15 protein-coding genes and 1 pseudogene are annotated in these 16,947 nt (G+C 40.6%); 8 read left to right on the top strand and 8 right to left on the bottom strand.

All coding sequences use genetic code 11. From position 1 onward, the window contains the following. A pseudogene (locus tag WN50_RS08980) lies at positions 1–512 on the top strand (ABC transporter ATP-binding protein); the annotation flags it as partial. A gap of 10 nt (positions 513–522) precedes the next feature. Here the strand turns inward: WN50_RS08980 and WN50_RS37435 are convergent. After that, the gene (locus WN50_RS37435; RefSeq protein WP_053221468.1) at positions 523–2,103 is read right to left on the bottom strand and encodes a CHAT domain-containing protein; all 1,581 of its coding nucleotides are present in this window, start codon (positions 2,101–2,103) and stop codon (positions 523–525) included. A gap of 767 nt (positions 2,104–2,870) precedes the next feature. Beyond that, a partial coding sequence (locus WN50_RS35915; RefSeq protein WP_235440884.1) for a tetratricopeptide repeat protein occupies positions 2,871–3,626 on the bottom strand: 756 nt, incomplete at its 3' end. A gap of 275 nt (positions 3,627–3,901) precedes the next feature. Between WN50_RS35915 and WN50_RS08965 the strand changes: the two genes are divergently transcribed. Continuing rightward, positions 3,902–5,845, top strand: a complete 1,944-nt coding sequence (locus WN50_RS08965; protein WP_049558800.1) for an FAD-dependent oxidoreductase — start codon at positions 3,902–3,904, stop codon at positions 5,843–5,845. Then, entirely contained in the window at positions 5,842–6,867 is a 1,026-nt protein-coding gene (locus tag WN50_RS08960; RefSeq protein ID WP_046278418.1) for an aromatic ring-hydroxylating dioxygenase subunit alpha, read from the top strand. The genes WN50_RS08965 and WN50_RS08960 overlap by 4 nt, the downstream gene beginning before the upstream one ends. Here WN50_RS08960 and WN50_RS08955 read toward each other — a convergent pair. Both WN50_RS08955 and WN50_RS08950 read right to left on the bottom strand, forming a co-directional pair. Continuing rightward, positions 6,849–7,433, bottom strand: coding sequence for a cyclic nucleotide-binding domain-containing protein (locus tag WN50_RS08955; RefSeq protein WP_046278417.1), 585 nt, complete (start codon positions 7,431–7,433; stop codon positions 6,849–6,851). The genes WN50_RS08960 and WN50_RS08955 overlap by 19 nt on opposite strands. 77 nt (positions 7,434–7,510) lie before the next feature. Then, positions 7,511–8,134, bottom strand: coding sequence for an alpha/beta fold hydrolase (locus WN50_RS08950; RefSeq protein ID WP_046278416.1), 624 nt, complete (start codon positions 8,132–8,134; stop codon positions 7,511–7,513). A gap of 141 nt (positions 8,135–8,275) precedes the next feature. On the opposite strand from WN50_RS08950, the gene WN50_RS08945 reads away from it, so the two are divergent. Beyond that, complete coding sequence (locus WN50_RS08945) at positions 8,276–9,757, top strand: BCD family MFS transporter (RefSeq protein WP_046278415.1); 1,482 nt, start codon at positions 8,276–8,278, stop codon at positions 9,755–9,757. Positions 9,758–9,910: 153 nt separating this feature from the next. Here WN50_RS08945 and WN50_RS08940 read toward each other — a convergent pair whose 3' ends face one another. The 4 genes from WN50_RS08940 to WN50_RS08925 form a co-directional block, all read right to left on the bottom strand. Continuing rightward, on the bottom strand, positions 9,911–10,504 hold the full coding sequence (locus tag WN50_RS08940; protein WP_046278414.1) for a hypothetical protein: 594 nt from the start codon (positions 10,502–10,504) through the stop codon (positions 9,911–9,913). Between the two features lie 3 nt (positions 10,505–10,507). Then, positions 10,508–11,053: a DUF6009 family protein gene (locus WN50_RS35220; RefSeq protein ID WP_200906241.1), complete on the bottom strand. Its 546-nt coding sequence runs from the start codon at positions 11,051–11,053 to the stop codon at positions 10,508–10,510. A gap of 261 nt (positions 11,054–11,314) precedes the next feature. Further along, positions 11,315–11,848 carry a mechanosensitive ion channel domain-containing protein gene (locus WN50_RS08930; protein WP_342586744.1) on the bottom strand — a complete coding sequence of 178 codons (534 nt, stop codon included), beginning with the start codon at positions 11,846–11,848 and terminating at the stop codon, positions 11,315–11,317. Between the two features lie 731 nt (positions 11,849–12,579). Beyond that, on the bottom strand, positions 12,580–13,689 hold the full coding sequence (locus tag WN50_RS08925) for a mechanosensitive ion channel family protein (RefSeq protein WP_046278412.1): 1,110 nt from the start codon (positions 13,687–13,689) through the stop codon (positions 12,580–12,582). Positions 13,690–13,993: 304 nt separating this feature from the next. Here WN50_RS08925 and rpsO point away from each other — a divergent pair, with 304 nt between their 5' ends. The 4 genes from rpsO to WN50_RS08905 all read left to right on the top strand — a co-directional run bounded on the left by rpsO (position 13,994) and on the right by WN50_RS08905 (position 16,837). Further along, entirely contained in the window at positions 13,994–14,263 is a 270-nt protein-coding gene (gene rpsO / locus WN50_RS08920) for a 30S ribosomal protein S15 (RefSeq protein WP_046278411.1), read from the top strand. Positions 14,264–14,328: 65 nt separating this feature from the next. Further along, positions 14,329–14,850 carry a PAM68 family protein gene (locus WN50_RS08915; RefSeq protein ID WP_046278410.1) on the top strand — a complete coding sequence of 174 codons (522 nt, stop codon included), beginning with the start codon at positions 14,329–14,331 and terminating at the stop codon, positions 14,848–14,850. A 131-nt stretch (positions 14,851–14,981) separates the two neighbouring features. Continuing rightward, the gene (gene aroF / locus WN50_RS08910; protein ID WP_046278409.1) at positions 14,982–16,043 is read left to right on the top strand and encodes a 3-deoxy-7-phosphoheptulonate synthase; all 1,062 of its coding nucleotides are present in this window, start codon (positions 14,982–14,984) and stop codon (positions 16,041–16,043) included. Between the two features lie 116 nt (positions 16,044–16,159). Then, complete coding sequence (locus WN50_RS08905) at positions 16,160–16,837, top strand: class I SAM-dependent methyltransferase (RefSeq protein WP_046278408.1); 678 nt, start codon at positions 16,160–16,162, stop codon at positions 16,835–16,837. Positions 16,838–16,947 lie beyond the last annotated feature (110 nt).

The following is a 16,947-nucleotide window of genomic DNA, read 5'->3' as shown; positions in this document are numbered from 1 at the left end:
CGATTTAGATGTACAAACGTTATCGGTTTTAGAAGAATTTAGAAGAATTTAACGGTTGCGTTATCGTTGTTTCCCATGATCGCTACTTTTTAGATCGAACGGTTGAGATGATTTTTGCCTTTGAATCTGAGGGAAATTTACGTCAATATCCGGGGAATTATTCAGTTTATTTAGACTATAAAGCGAGAGAAGAAGAAGAAGCTGCAAATCAAGCCACAACCCTTAAAGAAAAAACGTCAGAAGCCCAGGACACAGAAAAATCTCAACGTTATTCTTGGGATAAAGACGGAAACCGCAAACTTTCTTCTAAAGAAAAAAAGGAGTATCAAGCGTTAGAAAAGAAAATTGCCAAATTAGAAGCTGAAAAAGCGAAGTTAGAAGCTGAATTATACAACGTTGCACCTGGAAAAGTCAGTCAAGTTCAAGAACTGCATCACAAGGTTGAACAGTTAGCGCTAGAAATTGATCAAGCGACTGAACGTTGGTTAGAATTAGCGGAAATTGATTCTTAAACACCTTCAACTACTGCCAATTCCCCACTAAAACAAACGGCGCCCAATAAAAAGGATGGCGAGTTCTGTCCTCATTTAAAAGATTAAGTTGAGCGGTTCGTAAGGCTTGCGCTTTATTAGATTTTTGTTGAGGATTGGCTAACTCTCGATAGAAATCAACCATTAAATTAGCGGTACTTTGATCTTCCACTGTCCATAACGTTGCGAGGGTGCTACGCGCTCCGGCTCTTACTGCAATTCCCGCTAATCCCAACGCCGCTCGATCATCCCCTTTTACCGTTTCACAAGCGCTTAAAACTAACAATTCAATCGGAGTATTTTCATCAGGTTTCCGTAAGAGTTGGTCGAATGTTCTAACGTCTATTCTATCATTATACGTCAAAATAAATGTTTCCTCAGCATTAGAACCAAACTGACCATGAGTGGCTAGATGAACCACTGGAAACGGCACCTGATTAATTAAGTTTTGCAGATTTTCTCGGGTAAATTCTTCGTTCTGACGCTTTTCGTGATTGGGAATGGTTTCTGCAATTTGATTTAATTCTTCATCAACGGCTGGAAGCGTTCCAAATTCCCCAAAAGTTGGGGCATCTGTTGCACCCCCTAAGAATGCTCTTAAGTCTTCCTGCGTCAAAGGTTGAGGGTTTAATAATTGTAAACCGGGAGTGAGTGCGATCGCATATTTTTCGACTAAAAACTCCTGACCATCATATAAACTTCCCATCGGAATATTGCGTAAACTGCCATCTAAAACAAACACTAAAGTATCAACTTGGCTATTTTTTAAATCTACTTCAGCCGGACGAATTAACCAGTCATAAACTTGTCGAGTTAAAGTAAAAATTTCGGGCGTTGTTGCCGTGTTTCCATCCGTCGGAGGTTGAATTAATTCTCCTTGCAGTTTTCGGACTGTTTGATTGATTTCTTCTCGGTTTACTTGGGTTGTATAAAGTTTAAAGGTTGCTTCGGGTTCCGTTGGGAAACTGACAATAATTTCTAAGCGATTGGGTAAAATAATCGGATAAATAATAGCAGCAGTTTTAGCGACTTCATCAATAATTTTAGGGTTGGCATCAACACAAGCATCTCGAAAGAAATTATTGAGTTCTGCTAACTGCAAAGACTCAATCACTTGCCGAATTTCTCTAATTTTTAGTTGTAAGTTTTGTGCATCTCCTGCTATTTGAAATCCATTCGCTTCTTGTAACTGTAAATCAACCAATTCACGATAAACAGGTTCGACACTTTCACGGAAAGAAAACTGTACTTCGGGGTTAATGGCGACTAAATCACTGCGTAAAGATTGCAGCGTATTAAAGGCATTTTTATAAGCAGCAATTGCTCCTTTTCGATCCCCTTGTTGTTTACGAATTCGTCCCAGTTGCCAAGAAAATTGATAAGCAATATCGGGTGAATTGTAAGTCGGAGCAATACTCAAGGCTTGTTGGGTAAAATCTTCTGCTATTTTCCATTGTTGAGCCTGTTCATAGAGTTTTCCAAAGGTTCCAAACGCATAAGCTTGACCTTTAATATCTCCTAAATTTTGGGCTTGAGTCACTGCATTTTGTAAAATTTTATCGATTGTTTCCATCGTCAGATTTAGAGGGGAAGTTGCTAATTGCAGAGCCAATAAACTATTAGCAAAATTAACCTGAGTATAAATTACGCTTCGGCTAGGCGGCAAGGTTTTTAAAGGTTCATAAACTAAAGGCCATAATTGTTCTGCTTCTGACCATTGTTGACTATCAATTAATAAACTGAGTTGANATTTTGTAAAATTTTATCGATTGTTTCCATCGTCAGATTTAGAGGGGAAGTTGCTAATTGCAGAGCCAATAAACTATTAGCAAAATTAACCTGAGTATAAATTACGCTTCGGCTAGGCGGCAAGGTTTTTAAAGGTTCATAAACTAAAGGCCATAATTGTTCTGCTTCTGACCATTGTTGACTATCAATTAATAAACTGAGTTGATTTAATTGGGCTTGTATTTGAGTTTGTAAGACTGAAGAAGATTCGACAGCCTCTTGATACAAACTTGAAGCTTTTTCTAAATTTTCTAAATGGGCTTGACGTTTAGTTTGGCTAACCCGATCTGAATCTCCATCCTTCACAGAAAGGCGACGTTCTCGTTCAGCGATGGATCGTTCTGTATTGCCTAAATTCAAATAAATTGTGGCGATCGCTTCTTTATTTTCCTGTTGTTTCGCGATTTGTAAACTCGCTTCTAAAAGCATCTGAGACTGTTCGATCTGACCCACAACCAGCAGTAAATTTCCTAAACTTCTTAGTCCTTCTAACTTCCAGGCAGAATTGGGTTTATCTAATAATAAATTGACCGTATTTTCTGATAAATTGCNTTGTAAACTCGCTTCTAAAAGCATCTGAGACTGTTCGATCTGACCCACAACCAGCAGTAAATTTCCTAAACTTCTTAGTCCTTCTAACTTCCAGGCAGAATTGGGTTTATCTAATAATAAATTGACCGTATTTTCTGATAAATTGCAGCCCTGTTCAATAGACTGTTCAACCTCAAGAACCTGTAATAAAGTTTGACAAACTTTCGGATATAAACCTAAATCTTGAAACCCTTGAGCTTGGTTTAATTTATTTTGTGCAAGTCGAGCTTGATCTCCCATCTCTTGATGAATTTTAGCCGCTTCTCCCCAAGTATCAATTGCATTTTGGATTTGTCCTGTCTCCCACTGCAAGCGTCCTTTAATATCAAGAGTTTGAGCTAAAATCTTTGAATTTTCCCGCGACTTTTTTAGAGATTGCAGTAAAGTTAAACTCTGGGTAATTGTTGATTCTGCATCTTGCCATTGATTCAATTTTTGATAGGTTAAAGCTAAATTACTCAACGCCATTGCTTGATTAATTGGATCACGGTTTTGAGCAAAAAACGTTGCCGCATCCTGCCAATACTCCACCGCTTTTTCAAACTGTCCCGCTTGATATAAATCTTTAGCTTGTTGAGTGAGTTGTAAGCCGTCTTCCTGAGTTTGAACAGTAAGAACTTCCTGAGAAGCACGAGCTAAAACAGGCTGTATTACCATCGAAACAATAAATAAACCAATCAGTAAAATTTTGAAGTATTTTTTAAACTTTTTTTTCATCTTTTTGAGCGCTCATTCAATCATTTTTAAACTTGGATAATTTTGGTTATACTATTTTGGGTTGAATTCTAGATTTTTTAATAAAAAACTCAGAATTCCACAACTAAAATCATCAATCAAAAATTTAAACTTTAAGTAAGATTATCAATCTCCCAGATGCTCAACAGAATGCTACTATCAAATGGGTTTCCTTAGAATTTAAAATTTAAAAGTATAATTCTGAGGACTCCCAAACTCCCTGTAAATTTGGGAGGATGTTAACCCTAAAATTCCTAATGAGTCAATTTACTGATTTGCCTCAATTACCCAATTTTTCTCGACGAACAGCCCTTAAAATTCTAGGAGTTAGTGCGGTTTCGGGGCTGATTGGTTATTCTCGATTCCATAAGCCGCAACCCACTATTTTTCAACAAGATTCTCTGGAGTTACCTCGAACTCTCAATCAACCCAAACACGTTGTAATTGTTGGGGCGGGGTTAGCTGGATTAGCCTGTGCTTATGAACTGAGTCAACGAGGATTTCAAGTCACCCTTTTAGAAAAATCTCCTCAACTCGGGGGTAAAATTGCCAGTTGGCTGATTCAAGTGGGTGATGAAACCTTCAGAATGGAACATGGTTTTCATGGCTTCTTTCCTCAATATTATAATCTCAATAGTATCATCAATGAACTAAATATTCAAGCAAATTTTCAGTCTTTAGAATTTTACTCAGTTGTCTTTAGAAATCAACAATACAAACCCGAAGTTTTTCGTCCCAGTCGTTCAGCCTTTCCCTGGAATATTGTTGATTTAGCCATTTCCTCTCCGAACCGACTCCGTTGGGGAATCAACCTCACAAAACCTGCTCACTGGGAAGTTTTTAGAGAAATTGGGGGATTTAAAACACCGGATAGTTTTCAACGACTGGATGCGGTATCCGTTGCAAATTGGGTCAAAAAAGATTTTCCTCAAGGCTTGTATGATTTGTATTTTTTGCCCTTTGCAAAATCGAGTTTAAACGCACCCGATAAACTCAGTGCAGCCGAACTCATGCAGTTTTTTCACTTCTACTTTTTCGGCAATCCTGAAGGCTTGGCATTCAATGGAACCCGCCAAGATATGGGCAGTAGTTTAGTCCAACCCATTGCTGAATCTATTCAACAACAAAACGGTAAAATTATTACCGAAGCAACCGTTAGTAATATTCAAATGAAAGCCGGAAAAATCGATTCACTCTCCTATTTTAAAGGCAATAATTTTAACCCGGTACCCTTTTGGGTAACGAGGAATCAATGGATAGGAGAAGATTGGGAATATTTTGGAGCGGGAGATAATGTTTATGCGATTCCTGAAGGCAAAAATGAAGCACTTTCTTTAACCTGTACTCATCAAGGCTGTACCGTTAAACTCGCAGTTGATGGACGGTTTTATTGTCCTTGTCATGGTGCCGTTTATGATCAAAATGGAACCGTTATTTCCGGGCCAGCCCAACGAAACTTAGCGAAATTTACAGTGATTCAACGTCAACCCGAACAAGTTAAACTTGTGGCTTTTAACCCCGAAATTAACAATAATAATTTAACAACAATTAAAGCCGATTACTATGTTTTTGCGACGGATATTCCAGGAGTTCAACACCTCTTTGATTTAACTAAAGGTGAAGTCAATTCAACAGTAAAAAAACAAATCAAAAAACTCCAAGTTGCTGATCCTTTTGCTGTTGGACGTTTTTGGTTTGATCGAGATTTTCCTTGGGAACATAGCAACTTTACCTCCTTATCCGGTTATCAACTCACCGATAGTATTACCCTCTATCATCGCATTCAAAAACAATTTATTGACTGGCATAAAAAAACCGGGGGAACTGTCGTTGAACTGCACGCTTATTGTTACAAAGAATCCCAATTTCCCACCCAAGAACACTTACTCACCACCTTTGAACAAGAACTTTATGAAATTGTCCCTGAACTTACATCTGCTCAGTTAATTCATCGAGAATTAGTCAATCAAAAAAACTTTGCTGGATATCCACCCGGAAGTTATGCAGAACGTCCCCAAACCAACTCCGGTATTTCTAATTTAATGTTTGCTGGAGATTGGGTGAAAATGCCTTTTCCCTGTGGTTTAATGGAACGAGCCGTCAGCAGTGGATTATTAGCCGCTAACGAGATTTTACATCAAGAAGGTTTACAACGACGCACATTGCTTTCTGTGAACCCTGAAGGTTTTTTACAAATATGAATCAAAAAATTCGTCAGTTAGGAATCAACCCAAATCATTGGTATGTTGTCGCTCGGAGTCGTGACGTTAACACTCAACCTTTAGACGTCATATTATGGAATCAAGCCATTGTTTTATTTCGGAATAAACAAGGAAAAATTCAGGCTTTAGAAAATCGTTGTCCCCATCGACAAGTTAAACTGAGTCATGGTAAAATCATTGAAGGGAATCTTGAATGTGCCTATCATGGATGGCAATTTAACGCTCAGGGTGAATGTGTAAATATTCCCTATTTAGCCGAACACCAGAGACTTCCAAACTGTAAAATTCTTCAGTATCCAGTTGAAGAATTAGACGGTTTTATCTGGTTATTTCCAGGAAAAAATCCAACTCAAAACCAACCATTAGGCGTTCCTGAATGGGATCATTTGAATTATATTGCGACTGTTTCTCTAATTCACTGTCAAGCTCATTATTCCTTTTTAATTGAGAACTTGATGGATATGTATCACGGACATTTACATCAAGATTGGCAAGCCTGGACAGATGCCATTTTAAAAAAAATAAATGAAGATAACCATCGAGTTGATGCCCACTATCAAGCCAAAAGCTACTATAAAATCGATAAAATCTGGTCAATTTCTCAGCTATTTTTCCCCGCTTTACGTCAACTCCATCCTGAACCCTTAGAAGTCAGTTATATCTATCCCCATTGGGTTTCAACACTCGGCAAAGACTTTAAAATTTACTGTCTATTCTGCCCCGTAAGTTTAACAGAAACCAAAGCCTATCTCATCCATTTTACCTCCCTACATTCCTTTTGGCGTCTGCACAAATTACCGATTCCCTTTCGGCGCTTTCTCAAAAACAAACTATTCGGTTCAGCCCAAAAATTACTCGATGGATTAGTTGAACAAGATGTTAAAATGATCGAAGAAGAACAACAAACCTATCTCAATCAACCTCAACAAAAAAGTTATGAATTTAACCCAACATTAGCCAGCGTTCAACGCTTAATCCAACATCAAGAATTCCTCGAGTGATGATTACTTTCTGCCGTTTTTAAACTATGTACCAGCCAATTAAACTTAGCCTCAGCCAACTCCAGAAAATCTTGTTTACTCTCATTGAGTTCATTGGTATCCTCCTCAACTTCTTCGAGATAATGATCTTGAACTTGATATCCCAAACGCCTAACGGTTCCCCGCATCCGACTGGCTAAACACAAACAAATCCCTTGATAAAATCGAGAAGCAAACCCGGCATTCCGATGCAGTTGAGCGATTAATTCATAGCGAGGAACCATCAACACTAAACTTTCTTCAATCGCTTTCACCGTTGCTAAAGGAGGACGATTATCAATAAACGAAATTTCACCAACAACTTCTCCCTCATAAAGCTTTGCAAGTTCTCGTTCACCATTCGGAGAAATAGACACACTCAACACCCCTTTTAAAACAATATACAAAGCGCTAATGGTTCTCCCTTCATAAATCAGCGTTTCTCCGGGGGGAATCACCTGTGTTTTTCCCCGATTAATAATCCAGGATAAATCCTGATCATCCAATCCTCCCAGAATAAATAAAGCTTTTTTAGGTTGTTCACTCATAATATTTTAGAGTTGATAAACGTGATTTTTTTTGAACAATTACACCCTTTAAACGCTCTCTTCAGAGAGGCCAAAACTTAACAAGATTCTTCCGATTCTTCTTTCGTCACTTTCTCAACAAACTGAATCAATGCTTCGTGAAACTTATTCGTTGCTTTCATATAACAAGCATGACCCGCTTTGGGTAAAATAATCTTTTGAGCATTGGGCATCAATTCCACTAAAAGATCCGCCTGTTCAACCGGAACAATCCGATCATCACTCCCCCAAATCGCCAAAGTCGGCAGTAAAATTCCTCGAAGTTGCTGACTCATTTTCAAAATTCCCACCGGAGCAACTGCCACAAACCCTTTAAGCTGTTCAGAATGCTTAAGCACAAAAGACAAGCTGTAAGTTCCACTCATCGACGGAGACACTAAAACAGCCCCTTTGAGATTTAATCTATCAACCAATTTCGGCAAAAATTCAACATGATAATCGGAAATCGATTCGGACTTTCCATAACCCGGTAGATCAATCGCCACCACATGAAAATTCTTCTGAGTCAACCGCTTGAGCGTACCCAGCTCTTTCCAAGTTTGAGAACTAAAACTCGATCCATGTAGAAACAACACGGACGGATATTGCGGATCTCCCCCCTCAAAATAATGAATATTTGCGGTTTGAATCTTGATAACCTTTGATGTTATGTCAAATTCCATAAAGGGATTAATTTAAACAAACAAAACATCTAAATCACAAAGGATTTTATTTAAAGATGCTAGCCCATTATATCTTATAAGCTCAGTTAGGGTTTATATTAAATTAAGAAAGTTTATCAGAATCGTTTCTACGCTTGTGCTATGGCAATCGATGGTTTACCACAATCTACCCCTTCTACCCCAGTAGATAGCCCACCAAAGCCCAAAGTTCACCTCCTCACCATGTTTCGGCTCGGTTTGTTTCAGATGGGATTAGGCATTATGTCCCTGCTCACCTTGGGCGTGATCAACCGAGTGATGATCGATGAGTTAAAGGTTCCCGCTCTGATGGCCGCAGGTGCGATCGCCATGTATCAATTTGTCGCTCCGGCGAGAATTTGGTTTGGTCAGATGTCGGATGCCAAGCCCCTATTCGGACATCATCGCAGTGGCTATATTTGGTTAGGTGCTATTTTCTTTACAATCCTCTCCTTCTTCGCCCTACAGGTGACTTGGCAGTTGGGAATCAGCCTACAAAATACGGGCTTGAGTAGTATAACTTATGCTTGGGCAGCCCTACTTGCCCTCGTATTTGCCCTCTACGGCTTGGCTTTGAGCGCCAGTTCCACACCCTTTGCAGCGTTACTCTTTGATGTTTCCGATGAAGATAACCGCTCTAAACTGGTAAGTATTGTTTGGTCAATGTTAATGATCGGCATTGTCATCGGAGCGATTATTAGCTCAAAAATCCTCAACCGTCCCGAAGTTTGCGGCGCTGACATTCTCTCCGAAAATACCACACAAACAACTTCTGTTGTTAATATTGCTCAATTGCAATCTGTTATTAATCCCTTATTTATCCTCGTTCCAGCCATTGTTTTTGGTTTATGTTTACTCTCAACAGTAGGCGTTGAAAAGCGATTTTCCCGCTATGCTAGCCGTTCGACTGTCGTTGAACGAGAAGACCAAATTACCCTGGCTCGAGCGTTACGAATCTTAACCGCTAGCCGTCAAACGGGTTTATTTTTTACCTTCCTCCTGGTGATGAGTATTAGCCTGTTTATGCAGGATGCCGTACTCGAACCCTATGGCGGCGAAGTCTTTGAAATGTGTATTTCCGAAACCACCCAACTCAACGCCTTTTTTGGAATGGGAACCTTAGCCGGAATTGCTTCAACAGGCTTTTTAATTACTCCCCGTTTAGGCAAGAAAAATACCGTTAAAGTCGGCTGTATTGGCACGATTATTTGTTTAAGTCTATTTATCACTGCTGGCGTCGTGGCTGACCCCCAAATGCTGAAAGGCGGGTTACTGCTGTTTGGAGTGGCTTCAGGAGTCCTGACGGCGGGTGCTATTGGTTTAATGCTCGATCTGACTGCTGCTGAAACAGCCGGCACCTTTATCGGTGCCTGGGGACTCGCTCAGTCGATGGCGCGAGGAATAGCAACTTTAATGGGAGGCGCTGTTTTAGATTTAGGTCGAACAATATTTTCGGTTCCTGTACTCGCTTATAGTCTCGTCTTTGCGGTGCAAGCTGTCGGGATGATGATTGCCATTTCTCTACTCAGTCGCGTTAATATTCGGGAGTTCCAAGAAAATGCTCAAAAAGCGATCGCTACAGTCTTAGAAAGTGAATTAGATTAATATATATAAAAACCCGGTTTCTCAAAGAAACCGGGTTTTTCTGTCTACAGTTGGTGATTTCAGCAGTTAAGTTATCCTTTCTCACCCACCCTACCAAAAAGAGATCAACAAAATTTCGATTTCAACAGATATATTGCTCTCAGTAGAATGAGTTTAAGGCAAGGCTTCGTATTTAGTTATGCTGTAGGAATGACCATGTTTGTGATGGTATGCAAAAACTTGGTCTATGAAAGAAGGGTATTTTTGTTCCAGTTTATGTTCAGCAACTTGCCATAGATAATCTTGATAGTATTCATCCTCATCTTCTGACATTTTTAAATATTCGTTGGAGATGCAGTTGACTTTGACCGTTGCCAAAATTTTAAATGGCTCATCCGAATTGTATGGAGACAATTCCCATTCGATAGTACACAGGTAGTCAATTCTTTTCTTGGGGTCGTCGCTCAACGCAAACTCTCGCGCTGCAATCAAAACATCGATCTCTTCTGGTTTAAATATCGGCTCCCCTTGTTTATTGCAGAGTTGAGCAATTAATTGAGACACTTCATCGGTGGAAAAGTTTTTGAATAATTCTTTGTATTCTCCCCCATAATAGGATTTATCTCCCCCATAATAATCGGTCAGATATGAAACTAGCATATTAGAACAACCCCGAGTTTTAGTATGTTCATTCAAGCAATATATAAATTCCCGAAAATTATTAATTGCTGCATCATCAAAAAAATTCGCACTATCACCAGAACTCATAATTTACTGTCCCTCCAATTTTGCTAGTCGTTCCTCAATTTTCACGATTCGCTCAATGAGAGGAACATCTTCTGGTGAATCTAGGTATTGAGATAACGCACTGACCACAATTTCGGTTTGCGACATTCCCATTATCTGAATATAGCGGTTAAGTTTGTACAGCAAAGAGCGAGGAATTCTGACGGCGATTTGAGCTTTTCTATCAGGAGATAATCCCTTCACCTTCGGTTCGACTGTTTTTGGTTCTACCGCTTCCATGGGATACTTTCCATCACTGTAATTTTTATAATCGCCATCACGAAGCTTAAAGATTCGCCGATAGTAGTGTTTTCGTCCCGTCGCAGGGTCAATAAAACTAGGCGGTGCATCCTCTTCCAATTCGGCGTATCCAACTAACTCAGGCCCTATCTGAGCTTGGCGAGACTTTGATATTCCCTGCTTGCTCGTGAAATCTGTCATCCCTTCTCGTACCCAAGGGTACTGACTCATGTCTTTCAGCCAGACAATTTTTGCCTCGGGCTTTAAATCCTCCAATTTGAAGAAAGCCATTTTTTTTGTCCTGTAATCTATCGATTTTTCAGTTATAGCATACAACGCCATACATTGCATGGCAAAAAAAGGGACTGAGTGGTAAGCGATCGCAAAGCCTTGATAGTTGGGAGTTGTGGGTAAAAGAATAGGGGGGTTGACAACCCGGAGCGCGATCGCTTAAAATCAGGTTAGGGGGGAAACTTGAAACTACACATGACTAATACATCAACCCCAATTCCACAAGTCAAACTTTCACAGGTCAACCCTTCCCCACTCCCCTTAAATCGTCACAGGAGAATCAACATAAATATTCGGTTCTTGCATCGAAAAACTAATATTATACTGTTGTAACTTCTTAGAAATACTGTTATTCGTTGACTCTAACAAACTCTTTCTCAACGCGATCGCATTTTCACTCGAACCCAAAATAAAAAACGTCACCCGAGCGCGAGTATTCAGCGTTTCAGCGTGTTGAATTAACGCAATATTCGTACTTCCCGGATCAATCCCAAAAACCGAATCCGTACATTGCTTAATCGCTTGTTGAACTAACGCCTTTTCCCGATCTTCCAACTGACGAGTAAAGTCTAAATATAACAACACCATCACCTTCTTTCCTCTCGTAATGTTCTCAATTTCCATTTTCATCAAATTAGAATTGGGAATAATCACCAACGTTCCTTTCGCCGCCAGTCGAATTTTAGTAGATCGTAAACCAATCGACTCAACCCGTCCATAGGTGCCATTTTGCAAGCGGACATATTCCCCTCGAACAAACGGACGATCTAAACGAATCACCAGACTTCCTAACATTTGTTCAACGGTACTTTGCGCCCCAAGTCCAAGCGCTGCACCCCCAATAGACGCACCTGCTAACAACGCTGTTAGTGGAAAATTTTGGCTTTGAGCATAAGCCGTAACCGCCACAAACCCAATAATCACATTTGCAATCGTTTCAAAAATCAAAAACGTTTCATCAATTTCTAAACCATATTTCTGCACAATGGGAATACCATAAATTAACAAAGTTTGGTGAAAAATACGGGAAATTAACCAAGCTGTACTCGCAATTACTCCTAAATCAACAAAAGGTTTTGTAAACCGATATAATGCAGGATTTTCACTCAACCAAACCAGAGAAAGAGAAATTAATATAAACGTTCCCGCTAGTTTCACAGAGTCTTCTAAGGGAAGAATAAAGTCATCCAAAATCTTCTTCGCTTTAGCAGGTAAAAATTTCTCAGCCAAAAATCTAANAATGCAGGATTTTCACTCAACCAAACCAGAGAAAGAGAAATTAATATAAACGTTCCCGCTAGTTTCACAGAGTCTTCTAAGGGAAGAATAAAGTCATCCAAAATCTTCTTCGCTTTAGCAGGTAAAAATTTCTCAGCCAAAAATCTAAGAATTCCCGGAACATATCGACCAACCAAACAAGAGATCAAAACGAATAAAATAAAAATAATCGGATTGGGAATACCTGTCTCTCTTAAACCGATAAAAATTTGAGAATTGGGATTCAGGGGATTAGAGAAATTCATCGATTAAACCGTAATAGGTGAGTTGACATAAATATTTGGTTCTTCCATCTCAAAGGCAATTCCGTATTGCTGAAGAATGATATTAATATCTTGACTAGCTATTTGTAGAAGTTGACGCCGCAACTCCAAATTTTCTTGACCCGAACCCAAAATAAAAAAAGTAACTTGTGCTTGCGTTTTATCTTCTCCCGTCACCTCTTTCAAATCTTTGAACGTCACATCCGTTCCACGCGGATCAATCCCATAAGTATTGTCAGTTCCTTCTAAAATCACTTGACGAATGAGAGCCTTTTCTTCTGGAGTAATTGTGCGATGAAACAACAATCCTAAAATTGAAATCACCTTCCGAGCGCCTGTAAAATTTTCAATATTGGTTTCAGTTAAAGAACTATTCGGAACAATCATTAGCGATCCTTTTCCTGACATCCTAATCTTCGTCGAACGCAACCCAATCGACTCCACACGTCCAAAGGTTCCATCCGGTAAACCGATGTAATCATCAACAACAAAAGGCTGATCTAAATATAATACAATTCCGCCGAGAATTTGACTGAGGATACTTTGAGCCGCAAACGCTACCGCTAGTCCGCCCACTCCTAAACTCGCCAGTAACCCAAAAATATTGACTTTATGCGTTTGAGCAAACGTTAGAGTAGCGATAATAATAATTACCGCATTTGCAATAAATTTCCCCACCAGTAGCAATTCACTATTAACGCTACGACCCTTTTTTCGAGCCGCAGTATTAACAACATAAATATCAAAAAATTGTTTAAAAACTTGAGAAGCCAACCAACTGGCTGTAATGGCTAAACTCAAACTCAAAATAACTTCCAAACTCGCAAGAGAGGGAGAAAGCGGAACCGACAACAAAAAAGACTCCGCACCCAACAATCCCAAAACGATCAAAATAAGCGATTGATAGGGACTAAAAATTTGCTTGTAAAGCTCTAACTTTTCAGAAGAAAAGAAACGATAAATAATTTGATTTTGAATGATATTTTTCAGCGCAAACAGACCGACTAAAGCTAAAATTCCTGCTCCGATCCAAATGCCAAGATTAACGTTTGGGTTAAGGGCAACACCCCAAGAATTGAACGGTAAATTAATCATAAAAAAATCAGATATGTGAAAAAAAACTTGACAGATACACCAGAGACCCCAAAATGTGTTCGTCCTCAAACGTTAGCTTTTCTGTTGGGTGAGGAAAACTGAAAGCTCCTGATCGCCTTGATCGACAACTCCCGCTCATCTAGTTTAAAGCCCCAATCGCTAATTTGACATCCTTTGACCCCCCCAATCCCTAAGACGGGAAGCTCTAGACCCTTGAACCTGCTTCAGTATTAGCTCACACTCGATAGAATATGATACGATAAACAATTGTGTAAATTTAAAAAACCGAACGGAATTTCAACCCATGAGTCTGACCCAAGAACGTAAACAAGAAATCATCACCGACCACCAAGTACACGGAACCGATACCGGATCGGCTGAAGTACAAGTCGCCCTGCTCACCGAACGGATTAACAAACTCAGCGCCCACCTCAAGCAAAACAAAAAAGACTACTCCTCTACCCGAGGACTCCTGAAAATGATCGGACATCGCAAGCGTTTGTTAGCGTTTATTCGCAATGGAGACAATGATAAATATCGCGCCCTAATTCAACGCTTGGGAATTCGGGGATAAGTCCGACTGTCTCAATACTTCTAAAGTTCATCCCGCCCACACCCAATTTCAGAGGGAATCTTGCCATGTCTTCCGAACGCCCACGCCAACGTCTACCCTTTGAACCCGCTAAAAATCGCAAAAAAGCGGCTGATCAATCCCAACCGACCGAACCGGAAACCCCAAAAAATCCCCCAGCCCGTTCAACTCGCAAGTCGGAGAAGAAACAATCACCGCAACCGGCCAAAAAAGGCTCTGCTTCTCGGGAAGAAAGCACAATTCCCGAAATCGTCAGTCAGAGGATGCTGTTTCGGATGGCTTTATTATCCGGCGTACCGCTATTCATGGCAATCAGCATCTTTATCGGGAGCTACTTTATTATCGTCAATGAAGTATTTATCCTCCCCAATACAGCCGTTTTATTAGCGAGTTTGGGTTGTTTTGGCTTAAGCGTTCTGGGGTTGAGTTACGGAATATTCTCCACGTCTTGGGATGAAGATCGCCCAGGAGGTGTTGTGGGTTGGCAAGAGTTTAAACTGAACATAGGCCGGACTGTACAAGCCTGGAAAGAAGCTCGACAAGAAAGTAGAGCAAAAATTAAGAATTAAAAACAGAAAAATTAAGGTGTGGGTCATACGCTAAAGTGATCTTTATAAAAGCAGCGGCCGGGTGTTGAGATGTTAGGAACTTCCAACGCCCCACCCATGACTCAAATTAACCATAGACCCCATAGCAATAAATGATTATTGTAATGAAAGTCGGCTCACCCGAAGCCGAAATTGAACGCTTAAGCGAAGACTTGAAGACCACTTGGAATGTTACCCCCGAAAAAATCGTGGGTCAGCATAAAGTCGTCATTGGTTTAGTCGGAGAAACTGCCGACCTAGACCCCTTGCAACTCCAAGAAATGAGTCCGTTTATTGAACAGGTGTTACGGGTCGAAAAACCCTTCAAACGCGCTTGTCGGGAGTATCGTCACGGAGAAGCTAGCGAAGTCGCAGTTCCGACCCCCGCAGGTACCGTTTATTTTGGTGAACATCATCCCCTTGTGATTACGGCAGGCCCCTGTTCGGTCGAAAACGAAGAAATGATCGTCGAAACCGCTAAACGAGTCAAAGCCGCAGGTGCAAAGTTTCTGCGCGGGGGTGCCTACAAACCTCGGACTTCTCCCTACGACTTCCAAGGACATGGGGAAAGCGCCTTACACCTATTAGATGCCGCTCGTCAAGCAACCGGGTTAGGGATCATTACCGAACTCATGGACGCCGAAGACCTGGAAGTATTGGGGAAATTCGCCGATATCATCCAAATTGGCGCCCGCAATATGCAAAACTTCTCCCTCCTCAAAAAAGTTGGCGCTCAAGACAAGCCAGTATTACTGAAGCGCGGAATGTCCGCCACCATTGAAGAGTGGATCATGGCAGCCGAATATATCTTAGCCGCCGGAAATCCTAATGTGATTCTCTGTGAACGGGGAATTCGGACGTTTGATCGCCGCTACACTCGCAATACTTTAGACTTGTCTGTAATTCCCGTATTGCGATCGCTGACTCACTTACCGATTATGATTGATCCCAGTCATGGTACTGGTTTAGCAGAATACGTTCCAGCGATGGCGATGGCGGCTGTTGCGGCCGGAACCGATGCGTTGATGATCGAAGTTCATCCTAACCCCGCTAAAGCCCTTTCTGACGGCCCACAATCCTTGACTCCTGAGCGATTTGATCGTTTGATGGAAGAAATGGCGGTAATTGGGAAAGCCGTTAATCGTTGGCCCCAACAACAACCTGTTTTAGCCTAGATTTTCACCCAATACAGGCGACAGCAGTCTGCCCCCCTTGGTCAGCAGGGCCGTTTCATTTTACAAAATTGGGGAGTCAATTCGACTCCCTAATTTTCAGTTACTATTAAACGATCATGTCTGAAAATAACCTTGAAGCCCTTAGAAATAAAATCGTTTCTCTCGCAACAGAATCTCTAAAAAATAACGATGCAACTGGATGGTTTGAAACGGTGTATACTGACGCAGAAGGTGATACTTCTCAAGTTCCCTGGGCGCGTTCACAACCTCATCCTTATTTACAAGATTGGTTAGAAAAATATCCCCCAAAAACAGACGGAAAAACAGCGATTGTCATTGGTTGCGGGTTGGGCGATGATGCTGAAGCTTTAGCAAAATTAGGCTTTAAAGTAACAGCGTTTGATATCTCTCCGACGGCGATTTCTTGGTGTCATCAACGTTTTCCTAATACTACTGTTAATTATTTTGTGGGTGATTTATTTAACCTTGATTCTAGTTTACAACATAGTTTTGATTTTGTGTTTGAATGTCGCACAATTCAAGCTTTACCTCTGAATATGCGTTCAGATAGTATTCAAGCCATTTCTTCGTTAGTTGCAGAGAAGGGTACATTAATTGTAATTACTCGTTATCGGGATAGTGAAAATGAACCCGATGGCCCGCCCTGGCCGTTATCTGAGGGGGAATTATCGCAGTTTAAACAGTTAGGTTTAGAAGAAATTCGCCGAGATCGTTTTATTGAAGAAGATAAACCGGGAGTTGTACAATTTCGCCTACAATATCAACGGCTTTAATAAAAACCCAGTTGCGTAGGGGCGGGTTCTGCACAAATCTCTCTATCCGAACAATAATTTAGATAAACCCGCCCTATCCCCATTAAGAGTTTACATTCCATTTCCCTACA

The organism is Limnoraphis robusta CS-951 (assembly GCF_000972705.2).
This window is presented reverse-complemented; position numbering and strand designations above follow the sequence as displayed.